Here is a 24,807-nt window from a genome sequence, read left to right on the forward strand (position 1 = left end):
TCTGCCGGCACCTGTACGTCTCGACCTGGCACGCGCTGACCGGGGCCGGGAGGTGTTCGAGCACGAGTGCATCGCACAGGCGCCGGGGTTCGACGAACAGCGACAAATGGAACCGCTTTCCTTCGCATTGGTTGAATTGCGCCCACCGAGCGAGGCCCAAAACCCTTGTGCGCCTAGCTATATGCAAGCAACCGCCGGGCGGGGTGTCGAAACTCAATGGCACAGGCCAGGTCCTGCACCCTGCCGCGTTAATCGATCAGCAACGCGACACCGGTATCGGTAACGTCGATGCCGACGGAGGATAGGTCGGCTACCAGGATGTCAGCGTCGGCCAGCTTGGTCGCGTGGTGAGTCGTCATGACGGCGAGGACTTGCGCCCCAGCGGCCCGCCCGGCACCGACGCCTGCTGGCGAATCCTCCACGACCACGCACTCGCCGGCCTCGACACCCAATGCGGCGGCCGCTTTGAGGTAACTCTCGGGGTTCGGCTTGCCATGCGATACGTCTTCTGCGCCGATCATCAATCTCGGCGCTGGGAGTTGCGCCGCCGCCAAGCGAGCAGCCATCAACGAGCGGGGCCCCGATGTCACCGCCGCCCAGTGGGTGTAGGGCAGGGCATCAAGCAGTCGGCGTGCCCCCGGTAACGCCACGACACCCTCCACATCAGCCTGCTCTTGTAGGGCGAGTAATCGGTTTGTGGCTGCGGTTCGATGGCGCGGCGCGACGAACTCCGCGACGGTGTCCTCGGTCCGCCTGCCGTGGCATACCTTGAGGACGTCCTGGTAGTCGACGTCGTACTCCTCGGCCCATGTACCCCAAGATTTTTCGACCGTGGCGGTCGAGTCGACCAGAGTGCCATCGATGTCGAACAAGACCCTCTTGCCATGCAGCACCGCCATAGCCAGCACACTAACGGGGCAACACCCGCCTGCGCAGGCTGTGTCACTGCCCACAGTCGTTACCCGAATTGTGTTAGGTCACACAAAGTTTGGTTGAAACCCGTGATTTGGCGCCTCACACGCAGCGGAACCTGGTCCGTGAGGCGTATGCGATCGTTTGCCCGTAACGCGCATAGTTGCGGCGGATTCGACCCTCGCCAGTGGCGCACATGGACTGTCGGCGGCAAGAGTCGCACCTCAGCCGGCCGGCACGCAACGGGGTGAGCAAAGCGGTGTGGCCTGTCATCGGGCTTGCGGGCTTTTGCTGCTCGGCGCGCTGGGGAGCGATGCAAAGGTTCGTAACCCGGAGGATTTAACTTCCGTCGGCGAAATAACATCATATTGCATAGTTTGATACCATGCGTTTAACAATTTTTTGGGCTACGCCTGCCGCTACCCGACGACGCCGCGTCAGGCGCGTGAAGCGTGCGTAATGGAAGGATTGTCGGTGCCGACAACAGCCACCCAGCGAGCACAATACGAGTTCATTCATGAGACTTTGCAGCACGGAACCACGGCTCTAAATTTCACATTGTCACTGTTGGAAAAAAGCTACAAATTCCATTTCCCGAAATATTCCAGCAACGTGCGTGCAACTCTGCAGGACGCCTGTAAGCACTTGCTGGCAGCAGATAATGGACGTGAACTCTACCAAGCGGCCGGAGAGGTGCACGAAAGATTTTTCGCCGCCGGTGGAGACGGGTCGTGGTTCAGCGAGGGCTACTCGGCGTACAAGTCACGGCGTAAGCCAGTGCAGGATTTCGAAAATTTCGCAGACGCTATCAGCGGCAGCTCGGTGCTGGATTTCGGCAGCGGCCGCGGCCACCTAGCTGCACTGATCGGGCGCGCCGGCTTTGACTGCTACACCACCGACGTCATGGACTACCGTGGCCCGGAGGCCACTCATCTACCGTTTCGACAGATGGCTTCGCCCGTCGACGTCCCCTACGCGGACGACATGTTCGACAGCGCGATTGTCAAGACCGTCCTCCATCATGTCGACGAGCCCCACGTAATTCCGTTGCTGAAGAATCTGCGGAGGGTCGCGCGGCGACTGATCATCGAGGAAGACACTTATGGCGTTTCCGACATGCCGTTGAAGGTCACGGCCAATCAAAGCGAGCTAACACAGTTCAACAAGCTTGAGGAAAGCGTTCAATTTCAGGCACTCGTGCTGATTGATTTCTTTGGCAACGCGGTCGCTCAGGGTCTCATCGACATGAATTTCGGGTGCCAGTTCAAGCGCGTTAATGAATGGCATTCGATATTCAACAGCATAGGACTGCGCGTCGTCGATACCCACGTCGCAGGCTTCCGCTCAGGCAATGTCCACAAAGCCTGTCAAGTTCGCTTCGTTGTCGATCGCGAGGAGTCGTCAGTCAAAGCCTAGGCAGTGCCGGTTTGGCGATCTCGGCGGCCACTCGGCGCACCGTTTGCGCTCTAGTCCCCGGTGTCGGCGAGCAGGGTGATGAGGCGTGGTAGCGCGGGGTGAGCGGGTTCGCGCCAGATCAGTTCGACCGGAGCCAGTAGAGGCAGGCTGAGGGGACGGACGACGATCCCGGAGGCCGGCACATGCTCGGTCATCGCCGGGGCGACCGGTGCCACGCCGTGACCCGCGGCGACGGACCGAAGCATCGCTTCCGGGGCGTTGATCAGGTCCGGTTGCGTGAGCACCTGGCCGGGGCGAGTGGGGCCGGCGGGGAGCAGGTGGCACATGATGTGGTCCCAGATGCCGGGAAACAGGTCGCGGGGGAACATCACGATGGTCTCGGCAACCAGGTCGGCGACCGAGATCGCTTCCTGTGCGGCAAGGGGGTGACCGGCCGCCAGCGCAAGCCATACGGGTACCTCGCAGAGGCGAGTCCCGGCCAGGTCTTGGTCTTGCGTGGCGCGGACCCACACGATCGCAGCGTCGATATGCTCCTTGCGGATTGCGCGGATCGCGTCGCTGTCGGTGTTCGTGGCGATGGAAACCTCCAGGCCGGAGTCCGGTCCGGACAGGTGGCGCAACCGCTCGCCCACCACGTGCTCCACGGCCGGCGCAATCCGCAAAGTGAGGTGCCGGTGGTTGCCGTCGGCGCACCGTACTTCGTTGCAGGCCCGTTCGGCTCGGGCCAGCAAGACATAGGAGTGCTCGAGCAGCACCTCCCCGGCTGGGGTGAGGACGACGCTGCGCGGACTACGTTCCAGCAAGGCGACACGCAGGTCTCGTTCCAGGGCCTGAATCTGTTGAGACAGCGACGGCGCAGCGATCCGCAGCCTGCGGGCTGCCCGCCCGAAGTGCCGTTCCTCGGCCACGGCAACGAAATACCGGAGCTGTCGGAGCTCCATACCCAGTCACGTTAGACCCCGACTGATGTCCAGAAGGAACCGTGTCCTGATCGGCGCGTTTAGGGTCGCCACGGCCGGGCACTTCCGTGGGGCGCAGGTCGCCGCACGACGAAGCTCCGCAGGATGGCTTCTGCGACCAGCATCCGCAGGCTGAGCCCACCGCCTGGACGGGTGACTTTCGGCCGAGAAATCCGACTGGTTCACCGCCCGGTGACTAGTTGCGTCGCGCCTCAACAACCGCGTTGGCGATCAGTTCGGCCTGGACCATCCTCGCTGCAAAAACCGTTCCCAGGAGGCTCACCATGAAAGCGATTGTGTACGACGGACCCCGCCAGGTCAGCGTCAAGGATGTGCCGGACGCCAAAATCGAGCGGCCCACCGATGTCTTGGTGCGGATTACCGCCACCAACATCTGTGGCTCGGATCTGCATATGTACGAGGGCAGAACCGATTTCGAGACTGGCCGCTCGTTCGGTCACGAGAATCTAGGCGAGGTCGTCGAAGTAGGCAACGGCGTCGACAAGGTCAAGGTGGGTGAGCGAGTCTGCTTGCCGTTCAACGTCTCCTGCGGGTTTTGTAAAAACTGTGAACGAGGCTTCACCAATTACTGCTTGACCACTCAGCCGGAGCCCAACATGGCCGGTGCGGCGTATGGTTTCGCCGACATGGGACCGTGGCAGGGCGGGCAGGCGGAACTACTGCGGGTGCCCTACGGCGACCACAACTGCCTGCGGTTGGGCGAGGATTCGGTCGACAAAGAGACCGACTACGTGATGCTGGCCGACATCTTTCCAACGGGCTATCACGCCACCGAGTTGGCTGGGGTAATCCCTGGGGACTCGGTGGTCATCTACGGCTCGGGACCGGTCGGCCTGATGGCGGCGCTGTCGGCAACCATCAAGGGCGCGTCGAAGGTGATGGTGGTCGATCGCCATCCCGACCGGTTGCGCCTCGCGGAGGAGATCGGCGCCATTGCGATCGATGACTCCAAGGTCGACCCGGTCGAGTTCGTCCTGGACCAGACCATGGGTCTGGGCGCCGACCGGGGCTGCGAGTGCGTGGGCTACCAGGCGCACGACCCGCAGGGCACCGAGCATCCCAACGTGACGCTGAACAGCCTGGTCAAGTCCGTACGGTTCACGGGTGGCATTGGCGCGGTCGGGGTCTTCGTCCCGCAGGATCCTGGGGGCGCGGACGAGATGGCCAAGAGGGGCGAGGTGGCCTTTGACTACGGGCTGCACTGGTTCAAGGGCCAAACTCTGGGCACCGGACAGTGCCCGGTCAAGAAGTACAACCGCCGCCTGCGCGACCTGATTGCGGCCGACAAGGCCAAGCCGTCGTGGATTGTGTCCCACGAGCTGCCCCTAGACCAGGGCCCGGACGCCTACCAGCACTTCGACAGTCGAGACGAGGGCTGGACGAAGGTCGTGCTGCACCCGAACGGCTCGCACAAGCAGAAGGCCGGAGCAGGGTCTCGCTGATGCCTCGTCCCCCGCTGCCCGGCACGGGCAGCGGGGCGGCCTGCCACTCGGGCACGCCGCAACTTCTCATCGAAAGGATCCACATGTCAAACGAATTGGGCGGTACGCGGGTCGCAATCCTGGCGGCAGACGCCACACGGCCAGCCGGCGCGAGGAGCGGCTCATGAGCAACCCGATGAGCAGGATTGCGCAGGCTGGTCTTGACGGCGCCGGCCAGCTGATCCACCAGCTTCAGCGCCGGCTGGGCAGCGACGGCGATGGCGCTGCGGACCCCGAGCCACGCTCGCGGTGGCGCAGCGTGACGATCAATAAGAGTCCGGAGGAGGTGATGCCGGACGGTCGGGTGCCTGACCCGCTCGCCGCGCTCGGTGACCATGTCGAGGTCAAGGTCCGCAAGGCTGCGGGAGATAAGGGTACCGAGCTCGCCGCCCGGCTGCGCCAGCCGGAGCCCAGCGGCCTCGGCTCGGTCGGGAAGCGGATGTCCGGCGACGATCCGCGCCAGCAGGTGCGTGCGGCGCTGCGCCAGGCCAAACAACTCATCGAAGTGGGTGAGGTGTTGCGGATCGATCCGACACCGCACGGCGCCCGTAGCGCCGCCCCAACCGGCAAGCTCGTCGACTTGGCGACCCGCCGCGCGGGTGGGGAGGGAGTGCTGTGAAGGCCCTCTGCTGGACCGGCGTCAACGAGACCTCTGTGGAGACCGTTGACGACCCGAAGATCCTCAATGACCACGACATCATCCTGAAGGTCAACCTGTCGACGACCTGCGGATCGGACCTGCACCTGCTGGGCGGCTACATCCCGACGATGCGGGCAGGGGACGTGCTTGGCCACGAATTCATGGGCGAGGTGGTCGAGGTGGGCTCGGCCGTCCGCAACCACCAGATCGGTGATCGGGTCGTGGTCTGCTCGTTCATCGCCTGCGGACAGTGCTGGTACTGCCAGAAGGAACTGTTCTCACTGTGCGACAACGGCAACCCGAATCCCGCACTGACCGAGGCGATGTGGGGGTCGGCGATCGGCGGCTGCTTCGCCTACAGCCACGCCCTCGGCGGCTACGCCGGCAGTCACGCCGAATACATCCGCGTGCCGTATGCCGACCACGGCGCGTTCGGCGTGCCGGACGGGGTGTCTGACCTTGCGGCGCTCTTCGCGTCCGATGCCGCCCCGACGGGATGGACCGGCGCCGACGGGGCCGGCATCGCTCCCGGTGACATCGTCGCGGTCTGGGGTGCCGGCGGGGTCGGGCAAATGGCCGCGCGCGGCGCCATGCTGATGGGCGCCGAGCAGGTTGTCGTCATCGACCGACTGCCCGAACGCCTGGCACAGGTTCGACAGCACATCGGTGCCGAGACGCTCGACTACACCCGGGACAGTGTCGTTGCCCAGCTGAAGGAGCGCACCGGTGGTCGCGGTCCAGACGTGGTGATCGAGGCGGTCGGCATGGAGGCACACAGCAATGGGCCGGCCTACCTCTACGACCAAGTCAAGCAGCAGCTACGACTACAAACCGACCGCCCCACCGCCCTGAGGGAGGCTATCTACGCGTGCCGCAAGGGCGGAAGCCTGTTCATCCTGGGTGTCTTCGGCGGCGTCGTCGACAAATTTCCGCTCGGCGCCATCATGAACAAGGGGATGGCGGTGCGTGGGGCGCAGCAACACGGGCAGCGCTATATCCCCAGGATCTTGCAACACATCGCCGACGGCGAGCTGCACACCGAGCACCTCGCCACCCACGTCATGCCTCTCGAGCAAGGCCCGACGGCGTACCAAATGTTCAAGAACAAGACGGATGGTTGCGTCCGCGCTGTCTTGCAGCCGGCCGGGTGAGACACCTGCTGAGCTTGCGTTGGCGACTGTCGTTACAAGCACTCTGATGGAAGAAGGTGAATCATGACTGTTACCCAGACCTCGGTGTCCCTCGACGATGCGCAGCGTGTCATCGCCGCCGGTGTGGCCAAGGCCGAGGAGATCTCCTCACCGTCCAATATCGCGGTCGTCGACGCGGGAGGCAACCTGGTCGCCCATGTCCGGATGGACGGCGCCTGGATCGGCAGCATCGACATATCGATCAATAAGGCGTACACCGCGCGAGCGCTCGACATTTCGACCGAAGAGCTGGCAGCAAACGCCGCGCCCGGCAATCAATTCTACGGAATACATGTGTCCAACCGAGGACGGATCATGATCTTCGCCGGTGGCATCCCGCTGCAACAGAGCGGTCAGATCGTGGGTGCGGTCGGTGTCAGTGGAGGAACGGGGGACCAGGACAGCGCTGTGGCGCGGGCGGCCGCGAAGGTGTTTGGTCCGTAGTCGATTTCGGCATCGGCTCGGCCGCTCCTATCCCTTTGTCGAGCGTCACAGCTTGCCTCCCCGGCATGACCGCTCGCCGGCGTCCCTCCGCCGGTTGCCGATGGTGCAAATTGCGCGCGGCGGGAGCGCGGCTGCGGTCGGCGGCAGTCACGTGCTCAATCCCCACCAGGCCAGGGCGGTCGTCGCGGGCGCAACGCACAGCATGCTTCACGCGATCCACACGCTAGGACTGCTCATGACCGTGGCGCCGCTGGCCGCCGCCGTCTTTGCACTGGTGTTGCTCCGCCCGGCGGCCGCACGCTAACGCGCCACTCGGCACGCCTTTGACTCGGACAGATGATCACGTTGAATACGCTGCACGGAGCGGATTTTCGGCGCGAGGCACTCGCTCGCTGAATCCTGCACTCGGTAGGGAATGACGTGGGCGCGAGGTCTAGGCCGTGGAGGTGTCACACACGGCACAGCGGCGCGAACTCCTGCACGCTAGCGCGCCGGCGCCTCAGGCGGCGATGAGCCGGATCGGCAGATGTTGGTGGCGGTGGATGATGTTGTTGACCTCCCACGTCGGCCGTGCGGTCGCCTCGATGCGTTCGACCCGGTCGAGCAGGGCCTTGAGCATGGCGGTCGTTTCCAGCCGCGCCAGTCCTTGGCCGGCGCAGGCGTGGGCGCCGTTGCCGAATGCGAGGTGGCGTCCGGCGTCGCGGGTGATGTCGAAGACGTCGGGACGGTCCCATTCGCGTTCGTCGCGGTTTGCCGAGGCATACATGACCAGCACACGGGCACCGGCGGGAAGCTGCGCACCGCCAAGAGTGTTCTGGTGCAGAGCCTTTCGCGTGAACCCGCGCAGCGGGGACTCGTAGCGCACGACTTCGTTGACCGCGTTGGGGATCAGGCTCGGGTCGGCCTTGAGTGTCTCCCATTGTTCGGGGTGGGTGGCGAACAGATAGATCGCGTTGGAGATGGCGCTGATCGTGGTGTCCAGCGACGGCGCGATGTAGTCGATCAGCAGGGGTGCCACGTCGTCGGCAGCGAGAGTGCCGTTGTCGGCGGCGTCGAGCAGCTCGTGGGCCATGCTGCCCGGTAACACGTTGCGGTCGCGCACGATGCGACGTGTGAAGCGCAACATGTGCAGGCTACGAAGCACCGCCTTGAAGGCCTGCCAGTTGGCCGGGCCGAGGATGTCGAAAGTCGCTGCGGCCCAGGCGAGTAGATGGCCACGTTGATCGCGCGGCCAGCCGACCAGGTCGGGCACGACGGCCAGGGGCAGGGCGGTGGCCAGGTCGGTGACCGCGTCGATAGTGGCTCGCCGAAGCGCGGCGTCGACGATGGTGTGGGCCTGCTCGTCGACGCTGTCGCCCAGTGCGCGTAGGGCGCGCGGCATCAATCGGTGGGCGACCAGTTTGCGGCGCCGATCATGTTCGGCGCCGTCGCTGTTCAGGGTGGTGCCGCGCGACAAGCGGTTAGCGACTGGATTGGCCGCCACCCCGCTTCCCGACAGATACCGGTCGTCAGCGCGCAGGGCGGCTTTGCATTCGGTGTAGCGCGGCAGCGCATAGAGGCGATGGCGCGGTAGCCACACCACCGGTCCGAGGTGACGTAGCTCGCGGTAGTGCGGGTACGGGTCGAGAATGGCTGATCTGCTGTAGATGTCGGGTCGGTAGACCGGCACGTCCGTTCGCTGGTGGAACATGACCTATGTCCTATTCGTCGTACGCGCCACGCAACAGCGACGGCGAGGGCTGGTCGGGCAGAAAGACCGGGAGGGCGAGGCACTGTGCGTTCACGTCGCGACCGGCGGACATGACGGTGCGGTCGGGGCGTACGACGGCGGCCGTGACATGGTGGCGGTCCAACCAATCGGCCAGGTCGGTGCCCGGCGCGGCCTGCACGGTGCGCGCGCCGCGTTCGTCGACGAGGCGTTGCTGCGCCGGTGTCAGCGCTGCGGCGGTGATCACTCCGAAACCCCAACCCAACTCGTCGTCGAGACGCCGCCGGTTGTCGATCAACGGGTTCGGGCACAGGCTTCCCGCGATCCGGCGGGTGGCCCACGTCCGCCGCACCATGCTCGAGGAGCGCAGTGGCGGAGTCCGGGAATCGGTGATCTTGGCGCGCAGGCCCGGCACCAACCGAAGGCGGGGTAGCACGAGGCGCCGGGCAGCTGTTCCTAATGTGCCGCCGGCAGTCATGGCGCGCCCCATGTTGCGCGCCAGGGCGATCATGTAGCGAGCATGGGGTGCGCGTTCGGTCTGGTAGGTGTCGAGCACGCTCGGCGGCAGATGACCGTGGTGAACTCCGGCAATCTTCCATGCCAGGTTCGCGGCGTCACGCAGCCCCGCGCCCATGCCCTGGCCGATGAACGGCGGGGTGAGGTGCGCGGCGTCGCCGAGCAAAAAGGCGTTGCCGCGGCGCCAGCGGTCGGCGATCTGGGCGCGGAAGGTGTACTCGGTGACCCGGATGAGCTGCAGGTCGGCGTCGTCGACGCCTCGCGTCCAGGGCGCGATCAGGGGGCGCAGCGCCCGTAAGGTCGCATAGTCGTCGACGGACTCGTCGTCTCCCAGGGGAAACTCCCAGCGGTAACGGGTGTCGCCGATGCGCATGTAGGTGCCCGCGCGCCGGCCATCGCAGACCTGGTGCACGCCGTCCCACTGACGGAGATCGGCGGGCGTGGCGATGTCCACGACCAGCCAGCGTTGATCGAATTTCAGGGTGCACATGGTGGCGCCCACCGCGTCGCGCACCATACTGTTTGCGCCGTCGCAGCCCAGCAGGTAGTCGGCGGTGATCAGCGACCTGCGGCCGGACATGCGGTCCGCTGCCGCGAGGCGCAGCCTGCCCGTGGCATCGGTGGTGACGTCGAGGACTTCGGTGTCACCGCGAAAACGTGCTCGCGGGTAGCGCGCGAGGTTGCGGCGCAACAGCTCTTCGAGTTCGGGTTGGTCGAACATGTTCGCCGCGGGAAAGCCGTTGCGGGTCAACGCCGTATCGCGCTGGAACTCGGCGAGCACCGACAGGTCGCGGTCCACGAGGCGCAGCCCGCGGGCCGGTCGGGAGATGGCGGCGAAGTCCTCGGCGACACCGAGCCGAGCCAGGATGCGGTAGATCTCGTCGTCGAGGTGCACCGCGCGCGGCTGTGGGTACACCTGCGGCCACCGGTCCAGGACCAGGGTGTCGACGCCGCACTGGGCGAGCACGGTGGCCGCGGTCATGCCGGTCGGCCCGCCGCCCACGACGGCGACCGGCACGTGCTCGATGGCGGGGTCCGCTACGGACTCGGTCATCACACCTCGAAGGCCCAGTCGACGGCGAGATCGACCGGTGACTGGCACACGGGCCACAACAGTTTCGCGCTCATGCGCAGCGCACCGCCAGCCGTTGCGTGCCTAGGTCGATCGCACCGTCGTCGGTGGCGATCGAGGCTTCCACGACGTCGCCGTGGCGCAGGTACTTCGGGTTGTTGGCCTGTCGGGTGAAGAAGGCCTTCCACTTCAGCGCCGGGGGCAGCAAGTTGCCGATGAGTTCGATCGGCTTCGGGGGGGCGCTCAGCGCGGTGCCCACCGGGGTGCCGGTGAGGATGAGATCACCGGGGGCCAGGTGCTGGAACCGCGTCAGCGCCTGCAGGGCTTGCAGAGGCCGGTACAGCATGTCGCCTTCGACGAGTGCGTTTTGGCGCTCCTCGCCGCTGACCCGCAGCCGCAACCGTAGGTCGCCGAAGCGGGCCAGTTCGGCGGCGTCCAGAAGCACCAGCGCCGGCCCGACCGGGGTGAACGTCGGGTAGGACTTGGCCTCGTAGAACTGGGTTTGCGGGAGCTGAATGTCGCGGGCGGAGACGTCGTTGGTGATCGTCAGGGCGGCGACGTAGTCGGCGAGGTTGGCATCGGTGACAGTGGTGCCGACCGGAATGTCGCGACCGATGACCAGGCCGATCTCGACCTCGTAGTCGAGCAAGCGCACATGGGGCGGTCGCACGATTTCGTCGAAGGGGCCGATGATGGAGGCCGAGGACTTCCGGAAGAACGTCAGGGGCACCGCCTTGGGGTCCATGCCGGCGTCTTTGACGTGGGATTCGAAGTTGGTCATCTGTGCCACGACCCGGCACGGCGCGGTCACCGGCGACAGCAGCCGCAGGTCGTCGACCGCGACAGTCCCCCCGGCGGTGGTCGCCGCATCGATGGCCGCCCGGTCGGCGAGCAGGTCGGCGGTGCTGGTCGCGCTGGTGGAGATCGGTGCAGCGCCGGTAGGGGTGTGTACCCACCAGCTATCGCTGGTGCGCAGTACGGAGATGGTCATGAGGTTGCGACTTTCAGTAGGCCGATGAGGCGGTGGACGTCGAATTCGTTGTCGCCGCGCAGGGCGGACAGCATGGCGGTCACCTGGTGGCGCGCCGAGCGTGGGCTGGCGTCGAGGAAGTCCCGAGTTGCCGGGGGCCCCCACTGGGCCAACCCGGAGGCGGTGAACGGTGCCCAGCCCGGTTCGAGGGTGTTGTCGAACATGTCGCCGTCGGTGAAGTGCTCCACCAGGAAGCCTTCGGGATCGCGCCAGTAATCGAACAACTGGCTGCCCTGAATGTGGCGGCCGATGCCCCAGGACCGCAGGTAGCCGCGCTCGCGCAGGTATTCGCCGCCGGCGGCCAGCGCGTCGAGGTCACTGACCTCGTAGGCCGAGTGCACATAGCGGTTGGCCGGTCCCAGCGTCAACGCCAGAGTGTGGTGGTCGGCGGGCACACTGCCGCGGTCGCAACGGATGAAGCTCATCGTCGGACCGCGGTCGCGTTGCCCGGGAAAGAAGAGGAAGTCGCTGACGATCATGCCGAAGGTGTCCAGGTACCAGTTCAGCGTTTGCAGGTAGGTGGTCGACTGCAACACGACGTGACCGAGACGCTGGACCCGTGCGGGCATTCGCGGCGGCCGCACGGTCGCGTTGACCCGTTGATCGTCGGGACCGGTGTTGGACGCTTGCGAGCGCTGAGCCGGCAAGGCGGGTAATTCGTGCAGGCCCGCGACCACCTTGACGGCCATGCCGCTGGGGTCGCGCAACTGCACCGCCATCCCGCCGAGCGGCTCAGGCAGCCGGTAGACCGGCGCGCCGGTCCTGTCGGCCAGGCGGAGCACGTCGACTTCACCGGTGGCCTGCAGGGCCAGTCCTGCGAAGCGTGTCTTTGACGCGCGCCGCAGGATCACGCACGGCGCACCCGCTGAGGTGCCGCGCAAGTGCAGAGTCTGCGGTTCACGGAGGGCGACGCCGAAGCCGAAGGCTCGGGCGAACGCCTCCGCGCGCAGCAAGTCGGGTTTGTCGAACTCCAGCCAGGCGATGTCGGCGACCCGGATGATCGGGTCGCGGGCGCGGCCGGGATGCTCCCCGCGTCGCGCGCCGCGGTCGCTGTGCAGGTTCTGATGTCCGTCAGCGACGCGAGTGACCGTCTTCCACACGCCGAGTCACCGCCCTTCTCCTATAGAGTGACGAAATCGTCACACAAGACTGGATCCTCAGTCAAGGCTTCTGATGAAATCGTCACTGGTGAGGCGCGGCTGGTATTCTGCAGCTCATGCACGCGCCTGATCGTGACGCCCATGCGCCGCCAGACGCCCCCACCAACCGGCTGCAACGCCGCAAAATGCGCACCCGCGCCGCGTTGATCCGCGCTGCCCAGGGATTCATCGCCGAAGGCAGGCTCGCCGTGCCGGTCCTGGAGATCACCCAGGCCGCCGACGTCGGCATGGGTTCCTTCTACAACCACTTCGACACCAAAGAAGAACTGTTCGCGGCGGCCGTGACCGACGCCCTCGACGACCTCGGCGCGCTGCTCGACGGGTACACCGCCGCCATCGCCGACCCCGCCGAGGCCTTCACCACGAACTACCGCCTCACCGGACGACTGCTGCGGCACCGCCCGCGGGAGGCTTCGCTGCTGCGAGCCAACGGCAGCTCGCTGATCCTGTCCGATCGCGGCTTGTCGCCGCGCGCACTGCGCGACATCACCGCCGCGATCGAACAAGGCCGGTTCACCATCGCCGACCCCGAACTCGGCCTCGCCCTCGCCGGCGGGGCCATGTTCGGGTTGGGCACCCTGTTACACGAACGCCCCGACCGCGACGCCGAAGCCACCGTCGACGCGGCCACCGAAAACCTTCTGCGAATCTTCGGCATGTCTGCCGAACAGGCTCGTGAACTGTGCCAGAAGCCGCTGCCCGACATGTCCTCGCTGCACGCCTCGCCCGCCGACTGGCCAACGCCCATGCCACACGACGACACCACTTCTCGACCCACCTGACCCGCGGCGACGCGGTCCGGCCGGCCGGTTGGCTGCGGGCGCGAGGGGGGAGTCGTAAGGCGTCTTCGGGACGTGATGCGTTATCCGCTTAGGGAAAAAGCATCACGCATGGCGTGGATTGCGTGCTTGTCACCGTCAAAGCGGACACGGCGGAGGGCGGATCTGCGGGCGGCGGCGTCGCTGCCGAGGCGTGCGGTGATCAGGTCGGCGGCAGCTGCGGTAATGCCGACGCTTGGCTCGCCGTGAGCGCCGGTCAAATGACCGTCGGTGACGCCGAATTCAAAACGGCGGCCGTCGATATCGACGCGGTAGGTGGCGTCAAGGTCGGCGGCGACGGCCGGATTGAAGGGCAGCAGGAGGCCCGCGAGGAATCCGTTGAGCGGCGTGATGGCACTGCTGTCCATGGGGTCGAGCTTGTCGAGGCCGAAGAGGGCGACGGCCTGCACGATCGGGAGCACGCGCTGCCAGGCGGCGTCGGTCAGGGTGTACACCGTGCGCCCGATCGGCGCGGGTAGGTCGGTGCGGTCGATGAGGCCGGCCTCTTGGAGCTCTTTGAGGCGTTGCGCGAGCAGGTTGGTGGCGATGCCGGGCAGTTCCGCGCGCAGGTCGCTGTAGCGGCGGGGGCCACCGATGAGTTCGCGCACGATGAGCAATGTCCAGCGTTCGCCGATGACGTCGAGACCACGTGCGATGGGGCAGTTTTGGTTGTAGACCCTGGTCTTCACGGCAACTACTTTATCAACAACCCTACGTGGTTGATTTGTTTGTCTGACAGCTTTACTATCAACGTTCATGAGTTCCCGTCGCCCGGTTCTGCGCAATCGCCCCATCGCCGCGCTGGCGGTGATTTGCCTGAGTGTCTTCGTCATCAACGTGGACGCCACCATCGTCAACGTCGCCCTGCCGACCTTGTCGTACCAGCTGCACGCCGACACCGCGCAACTGCAGTGGATCGTGGACGCCTACACCCTGGTGATGGCCGGGCTGCTGTTGTCGGTCGGAAGCCTCAGTGACCGTTACGGTCGGTTGGGTTGGCTCATCGCCGGTCTCGCGCTGTTCGCGTTGACGTCCGCGGTTGCGGCGCGGGCGAATTCGGCGGATCAACTAATCGCGGCACGTGCCGCGATGGGTGTCGGTGCGGCGGTGATCTTTCCGACCACGCTGGGTCTCATCACCAACATCTTCACCGACCCGGTGCCGCGGGCCAAGGCTATTGGGCTGTGGGCGGCGATGGTGGGTGTCGGGGTTGCGGTGGGACCGATCAGTGGCGGGTGGTTACTCGAACACTTCTGGCGCGGTGCGATATTCATGGTGAACATCCCGATCGCCCTACTGGCCATCCTCGGCGGCATCCTGTTCGTGCCCCCCTCGCGCGACCCGAACGCCCCGCGCGTCGACGTGCCCGGGCTGCTGCTGTCCGCGGTGGGCATCACCACGCTGGTCTACACCGTCATCGAGGCCCCCACCTGGGGCTGGACCAGCCCCCGCGCCGCCACCGGATTTGCCACCGTCGCGGCCATTCTCGTGGGCTTCGCCCTCTGGGAGCGGCGCAGCACTCACCCGATGCTGGATGTCTCGGTGTTTTACAACCGCCGCTTCTCGGGCGGCAGCCTGGCCGTCACGGCGAGCTTTCTCGCGCTGTTCGGCTTCATCTTCGTGGTCACCCAATACTTCCAATTCGTCAAGGAATACACCGCATTTCAAAGCGGCGCCCGCCTGTTGCCGGTGGCCATCTCGATCGCGCTGACCAGCATTGTGGGACCCCGGCTTGTGGAGAAGATCGGCACCACCGCCCTAGCGGCCGGCGGACTCGCGATCTTTTCTGCGGGTCTCGCATGGTCTTCGACGGTCGACGCCGCAACCGACTATCCCGAGATGGCCATGCAAATGCTGCTCCTGGGCGGTGGTCTGGGCCTCACCATCGCGCCGGCCACCGAGGCCATCATGGGGTCCCTGTCCACCGAGAAGGCCAGCATCGGCTCCGCGGTCAACGACACGACCCGCGAATTCGGGGGCACCCTCGGTGTGGTCATCGCCGGCAGCGTCTTCGCGTCGATCTACAGCGCGCGCATCGCCTCGGCGACCAGCCTGGGCGGGTTTCCCGCCGCCTTGCACTCGGCGATCGGGCGTTCAATGGCGTTGGCGCACAGTATCGTCGGTCAGCTGCCGTCGGCACACGCCACTGAAGTCCGCGTTGCCGTCAACGATGCGTTCCTCGACGGCTACCGCGTCGCGACCCTGGTGTGCGCCGGGATCGCGGTGGGTGCCGCCCTCGTCGTCGCATGGCTGCTGCCCGCCCGAGCCGACCAACCAGCGACCACGAAGCCGACTGCTGACCCAGCGGACGTCCTGTCCTGACACTCGGGGGACACGAGCGCCTTGTCGCGGCCCCACAGCCTGACGCGCCCGCCGACCGCTACGTCACATCGAACCCAAGGAGAGCTTGATGAAACAACCCTTCGCCGAGAAGGTCGTGGTGATCACCGGCGCCTCCCAGGGAATAGGCAAGGCCATGGCGTTGGCTTTCGCCGGGCAGGGGGCGTCGGTGGTACTCGTCGCGCGGTCGGTCGGCCTGCTCGAGGATGTCGCACAACAGGTCCGCCGGCTCGGCGCAGTCGCGCTTCCGGTGCCGACCGACGTGACGTCGCCGGAGGCGGTCAGCGCGCTTGTCGCCACGATCATGGATCGATTCGGCCGGGTCGACGTACTGATCAACAACGCCGGCCTCGCCCGAGTCGGAGCAGTCGAATCCTCAACGTTTGCCGACGACGCGCGAGCCATCATGCAGGCCAGTCTTTTCGGAGCGATCAACGTGACTCAGCAGGTGTTGCCGGTCATGCGTCGGCAGGGCTCGGGCACGGTGGTCAATATGTCGTCGGTGATGGGCCGGAAAGCCATCGCCCGCTTCGGCGCCTACGGACTGGTCATGCACGCGATCTCGGGATTTTCCGACGCGCTGCGGCAGGAATTGGCTGGGACGGATATCAAGGTGTCGGTGATTTACCCGGCATTGACAACCACCGCCCTGCTCGCAGAGGTCGACGAGGAAGACATGCCGCCCGCGTTCCGCTACCTCACTCCGCTGTCGGCCGATGGCGTCGCCCGTGCCGTGGTCAGCGCCGTTCGCCGTGGCAAGCGCCGCACCGTGATACCTCCGATCGTCACCTTGCTGTTGGTCACCGAGGCGGTGTCGTCGCGCTTGGGCGACCTCGTCATCGAGGGGTTGGCGCGCCACCGCTGGTTCGGCTGGGTACTGGGCCTGAGCCGCGGGCAGACTTACCACCAGAGCCTTTCCACCAGTGGGGCTTCGATCGAAACGCCCGAACCCGCGCATCCCATCGACAACGGTTGACCGTCGACGACCGTCACCGGCGAGGCGGCGGTGGCTGGTTGGTCGCCACCCGAAGTTCGGCAGCGTCGAGGGCCGACCTGACGCGAATGTTGGTTCCGCGGCCCCGTCGTCACGGTAACCGCGGAGCCCTACGGATACCGACATCAAGTCATCGCGACGTCGCGACGCCCTCCATCACGTAGAAGTTCGCCGTCGAATTGTTGCGCCGAAAAGGAAGAATGGCTTGGTACTCGGCGGAGGCGTACCAGGTCTTGAACGCTTCCACGGAAGGGAATTCGAGGACGACCTTTACCGGGTATTCCCCCGGGCCGCCTTCGATGACTTCCGGGCTTTGCCCTGCTACGAGATATCTGCCGCCGTGCGAGGTGATCGTCTCGGCCACCCCGTCGAGATATGGCTGCATCCCGTGCAGGTCTCCCGGCTCCAGCTCGCAAAGCGCATAGAGCGCCATGACGTACCTCCTGAGTCGCTCTGGCAGCGGGGCGATGCGCGCGCTGGCAGGTGGGTTCTCTCTGGCGGACCGCGGGGGACGCCTCCTCCCACAATAGCGGGCTTGTTGAGTGAGACTCAATGAGTAATGTGGAGGGATGCGGAGGGTCGGTTGCTCCCGCCCGCGCCCTTATCCGACGATCGGTCGGTGACTTCCGAACGAGAACTTCCTCTTTTGCGATCGGCACCCCGGTGACGCAACGTCGAGCGCAGGCCGAACGCGCTCGCCGGAGGCTGCTCGACGCAGCGCTCGAACACTTCTCGACGAGCCACTTCGACGACGTCACCGCCAGCGACATCGCCGGATCCGCCGGTGTGACACAAGGTCTGCTCTTTCACTACTTCGGCAGCAAGCGCGGTCTCTATCTCGAAGTGTTGCGCGAGGCGGCATCGCGCGTCGGCGCCGCGACCACCTCTCCGGCCGAGACCGCCTCGGCGGGTGACTGTTTCCGCCAGATGATTCACGCACATCTGACCTATCTGGGTGACCATAGGGACTTCGCGTTGCGGCTGATCCTCGGCGGAGACGGCGGTGACCCGGAGGCACGAGCAATCTTCGACCAGGCGCGCTGGCGCACCATCGAATGGACCTGCGCCCTTCTCGACCTCGATAGCACCAATCTTGCGATCGGATTGATGCTGCGCTCCTGTCAGGGCAGCCTCGATGAGGCCACCGCCTTCTGGCTGAACCACGACCACCCGTTCGGCCGCGACGAGATGGTCGAGGTGGTCGTCCAGCTACTCGTCACTTCACTGCGCTGTGCCGCCCGCCTCGACCCTCGCCTCGATGTATCGACGGCCCTCTCGGCGCTCACCGGCTCCGAGGAGCGTGCAACGCCACCTGAACCCCACCGGCCGGCGACGTGATCCGTTGGGCCTTCCGGTCGCTACGCCACGGGGCCCAACGATGTACGGCTGGGTCCCACCCGTCGCTCACCCTCGCAGTGCCGTGACGAAGCTGATTTCTGCGGCCGACCCGACGTCGCTGAGTTGGCTCAAAGCCGGCAGCCCCGCCGTGGAAAACAGCTCGCCGATCCCGAATGTCGTTGTTGTCCAACCTGTCCCCTGTAGACAAGGCGGGGCGTCGGTGTGTTCGCCGGGATAGATCAAACCGGCGAGGTTCATGTCGAGACCGCGCCGCCGCCAGCCCTGGGCCATCATCCGTGCCTGTTCTCGCGACTCTGCTGACGTTCCGGTGACCACACCATAGTCGGCGGCAAGCCGGCTGTGCCGGTGGGCTAGCGAGGTGATCGAGTCCAGCAAGGCGACCTCTGCCGCACGCGGCAGGTAGCCGATCAGGAGACCCTCGGCGAGCCATGCCGTGGGTTGTGCCGCCCTAAACCCGCTGTCCTGCAACGCCGCCGGCCACGCCTCGCGCAAATCGACTCCGATGTGTTTCACGCTCGCGGTGGGGGTTGCGCCAAGGGCGGACAGCGCACGGCGTTTAAACGCCATCACGTCGGGCTGGTCGATTTCGTACACCGTCGTACCCGTCGGCCAGTCCAGGCGGTAGGCGCGGGTGTCGAGCCCGCACGCCAAGATCACCACCTGACGCGCGCCCGCGTGCGTCGCCGCGACGCAGAATTCGTCGAAGAAGCGGGTTCGGGCGGCGAACATGTCGACCATCCGAGGAACACCGATGTCGCTTTCGAGGTCCTCCGAATCGATCTCGCCGCTGGCGAATTGACTGAGCGCTTCCAGTCCGACGGCGCGCACCAAGGGCTCGGCCAGGTCGTCGGTGACGATCGGCCGCGGGCGCCTGGTCGCGACCGCTCGCGCCGCGGCGACCATGGTCGCGGTGGCTCCTACGCTGCGGGCCAGGTCCCACGCATCGCGTTCGGTTCGTGCCACCGAATGCCTTCCCTTCTGCTGCGTGCGCCGCGAGCACGCCAAAGCTGCTGCCGCAGCGGCTTTCGGTGCGATCGCGGACGCGGTTCGAGCGATTGACCGTGATCGATTACTGCTCGGACACGGACGCCCGCAGCACGGCGGTGATGCGTTCGGCGGTCCGGCGAGTTGCTTCGATCATCCCGGGCGGGGGACTGCCCGTTGGCAGCAACGTGGACACGACGGCCACCCCCGACGCGCCGAGCGGTATCGCCATCGCGGAGCAGCTGTAGTCGGCGGCCACTTGGCCGGCGTCAACGAGCGGAACCGTTGTCGCGCAGCTATTGTGCGCGCGAGCCTGCGCCGTCTCCGCGGGGACCGCTGCACCGGTCTTCGCGATGTAGCGGATGGGTGTTCGCGCATCGAGAGTGTCAAGGTATACCGGACCGTCGCCCAGGTTGGCCGACAGGCTCACGGCGGCCCCGGTGAGTGCCGCGAGTTCCGCCATGGGCCGCTGCGCCGCCACGCGCAGTCGCGCCACGGGAGTGACCGCCGCACCGAGACGGAGCACCGTCGCGCCCAGGCAGTAGCGAGAGCCCTCGCGCCGAACCGCTCCCACCTCGACCAGCTGGCGAAGGAGTCGATGCACCGTCGGGTGGGGGAGCCCTGCGGCCGCACTGAGGTCGACCAGCCGCACCGGTTGAAACTCGGCGACCAGGTCGAGAAGCGCGAAGGCAGTGTGAATGACGCCCCGGGTTGAGGCGGCTGATTCGGGCTTTCCCGCAGCGGGGGCCATGCAATAGCGTACCTTCCTCGGGCCGGTGACACCGTCTCGTCGTCTCGCTTGCTTCGGGCGCGACATCACCGAGTCCTCGAGGTACGCAGATAGCCGCTGACGTCGGACGTGTCCGGCAACATCAGCGCGGCATCCGACAGCAGCCCCGCTTGTTTGAGGACTTGTGCCTGGTCCCAGTAAAGCCTCTCGCTCAGCATCAACGTGTCGCGGAACGTGACGATCACGACGAAGGCAACTTCGAGCGCCAGACCCGTCGGGGGCACCCCGGGCAGAAGCTGGGGCACCTCGCGGTCGTGGGTGAGCCGCATGATGCACTCATCGACGAGGACGTCGTCACCGATCGAGCGGGCAATCAGGTCGAGCTCGGTGTCCGGCGGCTGCCCTGGAATGAAGACGTCGGCGTAATAGGCGCGCAGGGCGTCACGTCCAGACGCGCCGCTCATCGTCGGCACGTGCATGACGCGCGCCTCAGGGACCATTGTCGACACCGCGAGATCGGCGTCCCGGCAGGCGAATTCGTAATAGGTGTGCTGCTCCCAGAGCTCCACCATGTCAATGCGGTTCATCACGGTGAAACGTTAGAATCGCTGCGGCGGGGCCGGCAATCCAGTGTCCGGAGAGTGAACATTCGGCCCACCGCAACGCCCGTCCCCGTTATCCCTAGTGAAGCTCGCACGGCGGCGGGCGTCGCGGCCACAGCCACCCCATCGCCCAGCCCTGTTCGGTGAGTGAACATTGGGGTGGTGGCTTGACGAAACGGCCCTATCGTCGGCTGTCATGAGCAGAATCGACCGCAATGTCCCAGTAAGCGCAGGCGCCCGCGCGGTGGAAAACGTTGCTTCCCAGAGCCTTCGGCGGCGCGACGCCCGGACCCATCGAAAGGATCTCACACGCTATGGCTCGGCCGGTGCGCCGGTGAGGCACGGCGAGGCGGCCGAGACGGTCGGGGCCGTGTGCGCCGACGCCGGAACGTGCGCCGCGGCGACCGCTCGAAGGAGTCGGGCATGAAATGCGCCGCGGCAGTCCTGCGGGGAGTCGGCCGCGAGTGGGACATCGAAGAGATCACGCTCGACCCACCTCGGGAGGGCGAGGTTTTGGTGAAGATGGGCGCGGCCAGCATCTGCCATTCGGACGACCACTTCGCCACAGGCGATTGCACGCCGAGTCCGGAGGTTGCGGCGATGATGGCGGCGGCCGGCTCGCCACCGTTGGACTTCTTCCCCGTACTCGGCGGCCACCAAGGGGCGGGGGTGGTCGCCGAGGTCGGTCCGGGTGTGCGGTCCGTGCGACCCGGGGATCACGTGACCATGTCGTTCATCCCGGCGTGCGGGTCCTGCCGCTGGTGCGTCTCGGGCGCCACCTACCTTTGCGACGTGGGCGCGATGTTCTTCGCGAAGCAGATGGTGACCGATAAGACGGCACGGCGTCACCTCGGAGACGAAGACTTGATGGCGGTGATGCAGCTCGGGACCTTCGCCGAATATGCCGTGGTCGCGGAGAAATCCGTCGTCAAGATCGATAAATCGGTACCGTTCGCGGCGGCCTCCCTGGTGTCGTGCGGCGTCTCGACGGGTTGGGGTTCCGGCAGTTCCGGGGTCGGGACAGTGCCCGGCGACACCGTCGTCATCGTCGGCGTCGGCGGGGTAGGCATCAATGCCGTCCAGGGCGCCCGCGCCGCCGGCGCCACCTCGGTGGTCGCGGTGGACCCGGTGCATTTCAAGCGCGAGATGGCCGAGTCCCTCGGCGCGACATCCGCGTGCGCGTCGATTGACGATGCCATCCCTCTCGTTCGCGAGCTAACCCGAGGCGTGATGGCCGACCGCGTGGTCGTGACGCCGAGTGTGCTGGAACCCGAGATGGTGGCGCCCGCGATGGCGTTGACCCGCAAAGGCGGTACCTGTCTGATGGTCGCGGTTCCGAGGTTCGAGTTGAGCCACATCCCAATCGTCTTGCTGGAGATGGTGCAGTACTGCAAGCAATTGAAAGGACTGATCTACGGCGGTATGAACCCACGCGTGGGCATGCCGATGTTGCTGTCCATGTATGGCGAGGGGCATCTGAAGCTCGACGAGCTGGTAACGCGGCGTTACCGGCTGGAGGGAATCAACGAAGCTCTCGCGGATATGCGAGTCGGCCGGAATATTCGCGGTGTCATCGAATTCGGCTGATTTGCGGCCGATCTCGCGCATCCGGACCACATGCTGCGCTCCGGTCGGGTCGGCGTGTCTCGGTGCTGCACAGGGAGATCAATTGCGTCGGGAGGGCGCACGATGAAACTTGAAGTCATCGATAAGGGTTCGAGTAGTGCAGCGCATCCCGCGCCGCTGCTCTTCATCCACGGCTCGTGGCATGCGGCCTGGTGTTGGGACGAGCATTTCCTCGATTTCTTCGCCGACGCGAGCTATCGAGCGGTGGCCGTGAGCCTTCGCAACCATGGTCAGAGCGAAAGGGCCAGAGCACGACGATGTTCGGTTGCCGATTGGGTGCAGGACGTGGTGAGCGTCGCGAGATGCCTTCCCGTGGAACCCGTGGTCATTGGCCACTCGATGGGCGGGTTCATCGTTCAGAAATACCTCGAGACGTACAGTGCCCCCGCGGGAGTCCTGCTCGCGACGATGCCGGTAAGTGGAGCCAGCCGCGCCCTGATCCGCATCCTGGGGCGTCACCCGACGCGCTCTGCGCGTGCCCTGATCCGGGGCAAGACGCTGAGCGCGGTGAACACACCGGGAGCGGCACGCGAGAACTTCTACTCCGCGGGCACTCCCGATCCGGATCTGGCGCGCTACGCCGCCCTGCTAGACGAAGAGTATGTCGGAAGGCAGGCCTTGGATCTGACGCTGCTCAGCCTTCCCAAGCCCAAGCGAGTCACCACTCCACTGCTCGTGTTGGGAGCCGCAGAGGATGCCTGTTTCAGCCCGAAGGAGATACGGAAGACGGCCCGCGCGTACGGTACTGACGCCGACTTTTTCATCGGCATGGGGCACAACATGATGCTTGAACCGGATTGGCGTGCGGTCGCCGAGCGGATCGACGGCTGGTTGTCGACACAGGGTTTATGACGGCGCGAGACGACGGTGGAGCCCGGACGTTCAGCCACCGGCTAGATCCCGGGGCCTTTGCCGGCCTCAATCCTCGGATGACGAGACATGGTTTTGCCGAGCCGGTGTCACAGGCCGCTCAGTGTGGTGATCACCTGCACGGTGATCGCGAGGATCACCGTGCCGAACAGATACGACACCATGGCGTGCTGCAGCACCGACCTGCGAATCACGCGGTCCTTGACGGCGGTGTCGGTGACGCCGTACGTCACGGCGATGGTGAACGCCAAATAGGCGAAATCGGAAAACTCCGGCCTCTCCTCGTGATTGAAGTCGATCCCGCCGACGGGTTCGGTATAGAACAGGATGGCGTAGCGCAGGGTATAGACGGTCTGGACGACCAACCATGAGGCGATCACGCTCAAGAACCCGATGACCGCCGCAATCGTCGCATCCGGTCCACTCGCAGTGCCGGCAATGAGCAGGTAGGCCACGCCACCGAGGCTGGCGATGCTGGCGATGACGATGATGGTGTCGGCGGGCCGCCGGGCAGGCGGCCGCTGCTGGACGGTTCGTTCGATCGCCGAAGGCGCCATCGATCGGACGCTCGCGTGCGTCCAGATCATGTAGAAGGTGGCCGTCGCGATCCACCCCGCTGCCGGGGCGTACCGCCATCCCGCGGTAACGCCGACCAGCGCGCCGGCTGTGGCGCCGAGCAGGGCGGCGATCCCGATGTGAAACGTTCGGGAGTGGCCTTGCCACAGGATGGAGGGAATATGCATACGTCAGCCAAGCACGAAGCCGGCCGTTACGCCGTGGAACGCGCGTGCGGCGGTTCGTCGACGGTGGTAATCGGTTCGTGCAGGTGGCTTCTCAACCGCGCGACCCTGAGCAGTTGCATGGTGAGATTGGTGGCTCCGAGCGCGGGCAGCCCGCCGATGAATGTGCGAACCGAGGGCGCGCCGCCGTGCAGCTGTTGCAGACAACCGAACACATAGAAGCATGCCATCGCGAACAGGGCGGCCGGGATCGAATAGGCGAGCGGTGAGCGGCAGTCGGAGACGATCTCCCGCGCATACTCGATTTCGTCCGGCGACATGGGTTGACGCTTGCGGACTTTGGCCAGGACCTCTTTATGGGCACCTACCGTCTCGCCCAATTCAGCGGGCCGCCGCTCCTCCAACCGCCGGACAAAGAGGAACGCGCAACCGACACACGTCAGCCCAAGCGCGGCAACGGCTATCGTGAGCAAGGTATACAAACCGAATGCCATTGTTGCTCCTAAGTCTTCGCGTCGACGGTGCCAAGGTGGGTCACCGCCGGGTCGTCGTCCTCCCAGAGCAGCAACTGACGCACCGCGGTCCGCGGGCCGTAGGGCCGCAGCATCGTGCTGGCTGGACGCGGCCGTACCCGCAATGGCCACCAGAACCAACGTCCCAACAGCGCGGCGATGGACGGGGTCATGAACGCGCGCACGATCAGGGTGTCGAAAAGCAAACCAAGCGCGATGGTGGTGCCGATCTGACCAAGCACCCGTAGGTCGGCAAAGACGAAGGAGGCCATGGTGGCCGCGAACACGAGGCCGGCGGAGGTGACCACCGAGCCGCTGCCGGCGATCGCTCGAACGATGCCGGTGTTGACTCCTGCGTGTACCTCTTCCTTGAACCGGGAGATGAGCAACAGGTTGTAATCCGATCCCACCGCCAACAGCAGGATGACTGCCAGCGCCAGCACGATCCAATACAACTGGATGCCGAGGATGTCCTGCCAGAGCAGCACCGACAGGCCGAACGAGGCGCCCAGTGACAGGGCGACCGTTCCCACGATGACGATCGCGGCGATCAGGCTTCGGGTGATGAACAGCATGATCAAGAAGATCAGGCACAACGCCGCCAGTGCCGCGATCATCAAGTCGTAGGTAGCGCCTTCCTGGATGTCTTTGTACGTGGCTGCGGTGCCGGAAAGGTAGATGTG

25 protein-coding genes are annotated in these 24,807 nt (G+C 65.8%); 11 read left to right on the forward strand and 14 right to left on the reverse strand.

The features are described from left to right. Positions 1 to 248: 248 nt before the first annotated feature. Complete coding sequence (locus A5700_RS03880; protein WP_068070827.1) at positions 249 to 899, reverse strand: HAD-IA family hydrolase; 651 nt, start codon at positions 897 to 899, stop codon at positions 249 to 251. Between the two features lie 487 nt (positions 900 to 1,386). On the opposite strand from A5700_RS03880, the gene A5700_RS03885 reads away from it, so the two are divergent. Then, positions 1,387 to 2,328: a class I SAM-dependent methyltransferase gene (locus A5700_RS03885; protein WP_197502853.1), complete on the forward strand. Its 942-nt coding sequence runs from the start codon at positions 1,387 to 1,389 to the stop codon at positions 2,326 to 2,328. A gap of 50 nt (positions 2,329 to 2,378) precedes the next feature. Here the strand turns inward: A5700_RS03885 and A5700_RS03890 are convergent, their stop codons facing one another. Continuing rightward, complete coding sequence (locus tag A5700_RS03890) at positions 2,379 to 3,269, reverse strand: LysR family transcriptional regulator (RefSeq protein ID WP_082960518.1); 891 nt, start codon at positions 3,267 to 3,269, stop codon at positions 2,379 to 2,381. Positions 3,270 to 3,511: 242 nt separating this feature from the next. On the opposite strand from A5700_RS03890, the gene A5700_RS03900 reads away from it, so the two are divergent. From A5700_RS03900 to A5700_RS03915, 4 genes are all read left to right on the forward strand, one after another. Beyond that, entirely contained in the window at positions 3,512 to 4,750 is a 1,239-nt protein-coding gene (locus A5700_RS03900; protein ID WP_231973814.1) for a glutathione-independent formaldehyde dehydrogenase, read from the forward strand. 163 nt (positions 4,751 to 4,913) lie between these two features. Beyond that, positions 4,914 to 5,408 (forward strand): hypothetical protein, encoded by a 495-nt coding sequence (locus A5700_RS03905; protein WP_068070709.1) that lies wholly within the window; start codon positions 4,914 to 4,916, stop codon positions 5,406 to 5,408. Positions 5,409 to 5,443: 35 nt separating this feature from the next. After that, positions 5,444 to 6,580 (forward strand): zinc-dependent alcohol dehydrogenase, encoded by a 1,137-nt coding sequence (locus A5700_RS03910; protein ID WP_369828218.1) that lies wholly within the window; start codon positions 5,444 to 5,446, stop codon positions 6,578 to 6,580. A 63-nt stretch (positions 6,581 to 6,643) separates the two neighbouring features. After that, positions 6,644 to 7,063, forward strand: a complete 420-nt coding sequence (locus A5700_RS03915; RefSeq protein ID WP_068070705.1) for a heme-binding protein — start codon at positions 6,644 to 6,646, stop codon at positions 7,061 to 7,063. A gap of 499 nt (positions 7,064 to 7,562) precedes the next feature. Here A5700_RS03915 and A5700_RS03925 read toward each other — a convergent pair whose 3' ends face one another. From A5700_RS03925 to A5700_RS03940, 4 genes are all read right to left on the reverse strand, one after another. Next, positions 7,563 to 8,753 (reverse strand): cytochrome P450, encoded by a 1,191-nt coding sequence (locus A5700_RS03925; RefSeq protein WP_068070699.1) that lies wholly within the window; start codon positions 8,751 to 8,753, stop codon positions 7,563 to 7,565. 10 nt (positions 8,754 to 8,763) lie between these two features. Next, positions 8,764 to 10,341: a bifunctional 3-(3-hydroxy-phenyl)propionate/3-hydroxycinnamic acid hydroxylase gene (locus A5700_RS03930; protein ID WP_068070697.1), complete on the reverse strand. Its 1,578-nt coding sequence runs from the start codon at positions 10,339 to 10,341 to the stop codon at positions 8,764 to 8,766. Between the two features lie 70 nt (positions 10,342 to 10,411). Then, on the reverse strand, positions 10,412 to 11,350 hold the full coding sequence (locus A5700_RS03935; RefSeq protein ID WP_068070695.1) for a fumarylacetoacetate hydrolase family protein: 939 nt from the start codon (positions 11,348 to 11,350) through the stop codon (positions 10,412 to 10,414). Further along, positions 11,347 to 12,489 (reverse strand): VOC family protein, encoded by a 1,143-nt coding sequence (locus tag A5700_RS03940; protein WP_068070692.1) that lies wholly within the window; start codon positions 12,487 to 12,489, stop codon positions 11,347 to 11,349. The genes A5700_RS03935 and A5700_RS03940 overlap by 4 nt, the downstream gene beginning before the upstream one ends. A 116-nt stretch (positions 12,490 to 12,605) precedes the next feature. On the opposite strand from A5700_RS03940, the gene A5700_RS03945 reads away from it, so the two are divergent. Beyond that, positions 12,606 to 13,331 (forward strand): TetR/AcrR family transcriptional regulator, encoded by a 726-nt coding sequence (locus tag A5700_RS03945; RefSeq protein ID WP_068070690.1) that lies wholly within the window; start codon positions 12,606 to 12,608, stop codon positions 13,329 to 13,331. 80 nt (positions 13,332 to 13,411) lie between these two features. Here A5700_RS03945 and A5700_RS03950 read toward each other — a convergent pair whose 3' ends face one another. Further along, entirely contained in the window at positions 13,412 to 14,056 is a 645-nt protein-coding gene (locus A5700_RS03950; RefSeq protein WP_068070688.1) for a helix-turn-helix domain-containing protein, read from the reverse strand. 67 nt (positions 14,057 to 14,123) lie between these two features. Between A5700_RS03950 and A5700_RS03955 the strand changes: the two genes are divergently transcribed. After that, positions 14,124 to 15,689 (forward strand): MFS transporter, encoded by a 1,566-nt coding sequence (locus A5700_RS03955; protein WP_068070687.1) that lies wholly within the window; start codon positions 14,124 to 14,126, stop codon positions 15,687 to 15,689. A gap of 88 nt (positions 15,690 to 15,777) precedes the next feature. Continuing rightward, entirely contained in the window at positions 15,778 to 16,683 is a 906-nt protein-coding gene (locus A5700_RS03960) for an SDR family oxidoreductase (RefSeq protein WP_156671065.1), read from the forward strand. 148 nt (positions 16,684 to 16,831) lie between these two features. Here the strand turns inward: A5700_RS03960 and A5700_RS03965 are convergent, their stop codons facing one another. Beyond that, positions 16,832 to 17,134, reverse strand: a complete 303-nt coding sequence (locus tag A5700_RS03965; protein WP_068070683.1) for a DUF1330 domain-containing protein — start codon at positions 17,132 to 17,134, stop codon at positions 16,832 to 16,834. Between the two features lie 119 nt (positions 17,135 to 17,253). Here A5700_RS03965 and A5700_RS03970 point away from each other — a divergent pair, with 119 nt between their 5' ends. Next, positions 17,254 to 18,039, forward strand: coding sequence for a TetR/AcrR family transcriptional regulator (locus A5700_RS03970; RefSeq protein ID WP_082960516.1), 786 nt, complete (start codon positions 17,254 to 17,256; stop codon positions 18,037 to 18,039). Between the two features lie 66 nt (positions 18,040 to 18,105). Here the strand turns inward: A5700_RS03970 and A5700_RS03975 are convergent, their stop codons facing one another. The 3 genes from A5700_RS03975 to A5700_RS03985 all read right to left on the reverse strand — a co-directional run bounded on the left by A5700_RS03975 (position 18,106) and on the right by A5700_RS03985 (position 20,361). After that, the gene (locus A5700_RS03975) at positions 18,106 to 19,023 is read right to left on the reverse strand and encodes a class I SAM-dependent methyltransferase (RefSeq protein WP_068070825.1); all 918 of its coding nucleotides are present in this window, start codon (positions 19,021 to 19,023) and stop codon (positions 18,106 to 18,108) included. Between the two features lie 106 nt (positions 19,024 to 19,129). Beyond that, positions 19,130 to 19,795 carry a helix-turn-helix domain-containing protein gene (locus A5700_RS03980; protein ID WP_068070678.1) on the reverse strand — a complete coding sequence of 222 codons (666 nt, stop codon included), beginning with the start codon at positions 19,793 to 19,795 and terminating at the stop codon, positions 19,130 to 19,132. 65 nt (positions 19,796 to 19,860) lie between these two features. Next, complete coding sequence (locus A5700_RS03985; RefSeq protein WP_068070676.1) at positions 19,861 to 20,361, reverse strand: nuclear transport factor 2 family protein; 501 nt, start codon at positions 20,359 to 20,361, stop codon at positions 19,861 to 19,863. A 438-nt stretch (positions 20,362 to 20,799) separates the two neighbouring features. Between A5700_RS03985 and A5700_RS03990 the strand changes: the two genes are divergently transcribed. Beyond that, the gene (locus A5700_RS03990) at positions 20,800 to 21,963 is read left to right on the forward strand and encodes an NDMA-dependent alcohol dehydrogenase (protein ID WP_068070821.1); all 1,164 of its coding nucleotides are present in this window, start codon (positions 20,800 to 20,802) and stop codon (positions 21,961 to 21,963) included. A 102-nt stretch (positions 21,964 to 22,065) separates the two neighbouring features. After that, positions 22,066 to 22,854 carry an alpha/beta hydrolase gene (locus A5700_RS03995; RefSeq protein ID WP_068070674.1) on the forward strand — a complete coding sequence of 263 codons (789 nt, stop codon included), beginning with the start codon at positions 22,066 to 22,068 and terminating at the stop codon, positions 22,852 to 22,854. A gap of 107 nt (positions 22,855 to 22,961) precedes the next feature. Here the strand turns inward: A5700_RS03995 and A5700_RS04000 are convergent, their stop codons facing one another. From A5700_RS04000 to A5700_RS04010, 3 genes are all read right to left on the reverse strand, one after another. Next, positions 22,962 to 23,615 carry a DUF1345 domain-containing protein gene (locus A5700_RS04000; RefSeq protein WP_068070672.1) on the reverse strand — a complete coding sequence of 218 codons (654 nt, stop codon included), beginning with the start codon at positions 23,613 to 23,615 and terminating at the stop codon, positions 22,962 to 22,964. A 26-nt stretch (positions 23,616 to 23,641) separates the two neighbouring features. Beyond that, positions 23,642 to 24,106 carry a hypothetical protein gene (locus A5700_RS04005; RefSeq protein ID WP_068070670.1) on the reverse strand — a complete coding sequence of 155 codons (465 nt, stop codon included), beginning with the start codon at positions 24,104 to 24,106 and terminating at the stop codon, positions 23,642 to 23,644. A gap of 8 nt (positions 24,107 to 24,114) precedes the next feature. Continuing rightward, positions 24,115 to 24,807, reverse strand: a 693-nt coding sequence (locus A5700_RS04010; RefSeq protein WP_156671067.1) for an MMPL family transporter, incomplete at its 5' end; no start/stop codon positions are given.

The organism is Mycobacterium sp. E1214, assembly GCF_001666755.1.
Taxonomy (GTDB): domain Bacteria; phylum Actinomycetota; class Actinomycetes; order Mycobacteriales; family Mycobacteriaceae; genus Mycobacterium.

What these genes read in the sequence shown, in the direction of transcription:
- A5700_RS03960 (WP_156671065.1), top strand. Translation starts at nt 15,778, where the DNA reads ATGAAACAACCCTTCGCCGAGAAGGTCGTGGTGATCACCGGCGCCTCC.
- A5700_RS03925 (WP_068070699.1), bottom strand. Translation starts at nt 8,753, where the DNA reads ATGTTCCACCAGCGAACGGACGTGCCGGTCTACCGACCCGACATCTAC.
- A5700_RS03985 (WP_068070676.1), bottom strand. Translation starts at nt 20,361, where the DNA reads ATGAACCGCATTGACATGGTGGAGCTCTGGGAGCAGCACACCTATTAC.
- A5700_RS03980 (WP_068070678.1), bottom strand. Translation starts at nt 19,795, where the DNA reads ATGGCCCCCGCTGCGGGAAAGCCCGAATCAGCCGCCTCAACCCGGGGC.
- A5700_RS03970 (WP_082960516.1), top strand. Translation starts at nt 17,254, where the DNA reads ATGAGTAATGTGGAGGGATGCGGAGGGTCGGTTGCTCCCGCCCGCGCC.
- A5700_RS03880 (WP_068070827.1), bottom strand. Translation starts at nt 899, where the DNA reads ATGGCGGTGCTGCATGGCAAGAGGGTCTTGTTCGACATCGATGGCACT.
- A5700_RS03990 (WP_068070821.1), top strand. Translation starts at nt 20,800, where the DNA reads ATGAAATGCGCCGCGGCAGTCCTGCGGGGAGTCGGCCGCGAGTGGGAC.
- A5700_RS03930 (WP_068070697.1), bottom strand. Translation starts at nt 10,341, where the DNA reads ATGACCGAGTCCGTAGCGGACCCCGCCATCGAGCACGTGCCGGTCGCC.
- A5700_RS04005 (WP_068070670.1), bottom strand. Translation starts at nt 24,106, where the DNA reads ATGGCATTCGGTTTGTATACCTTGCTCACGATAGCCGTTGCCGCGCTT.
- A5700_RS03965 (WP_068070683.1), bottom strand. Translation starts at nt 17,134, where the DNA reads ATGGCGCTCTATGCGCTTTGCGAGCTGGAGCCGGGAGACCTGCACGGG.
- A5700_RS03905 (WP_068070709.1), top strand. Translation starts at nt 4,914, where the DNA reads ATGAGCAACCCGATGAGCAGGATTGCGCAGGCTGGTCTTGACGGCGCC.
- A5700_RS03890 (WP_082960518.1), bottom strand. Translation starts at nt 3,269, where the DNA reads ATGGAGCTCCGACAGCTCCGGTATTTCGTTGCCGTGGCCGAGGAACGG.
- A5700_RS04000 (WP_068070672.1), bottom strand. Translation starts at nt 23,615, where the DNA reads ATGCATATTCCCTCCATCCTGTGGCAAGGCCACTCCCGAACGTTTCAC.
- A5700_RS03935 (WP_068070695.1), bottom strand. Translation starts at nt 11,350, where the DNA reads ATGACCATCTCCGTACTGCGCACCAGCGATAGCTGGTGGGTACACACC.
- A5700_RS03995 (WP_068070674.1), top strand. Translation starts at nt 22,066, where the DNA reads ATGAAACTTGAAGTCATCGATAAGGGTTCGAGTAGTGCAGCGCATCCC.
- A5700_RS03945 (WP_068070690.1), top strand. Translation starts at nt 12,606, where the DNA reads ATGCACGCGCCTGATCGTGACGCCCATGCGCCGCCAGACGCCCCCACC.
- A5700_RS03955 (WP_068070687.1), top strand. Translation starts at nt 14,124, where the DNA reads ATGAGTTCCCGTCGCCCGGTTCTGCGCAATCGCCCCATCGCCGCGCTG.
- A5700_RS03915 (WP_068070705.1), top strand. Translation starts at nt 6,644, where the DNA reads ATGACTGTTACCCAGACCTCGGTGTCCCTCGACGATGCGCAGCGTGTC.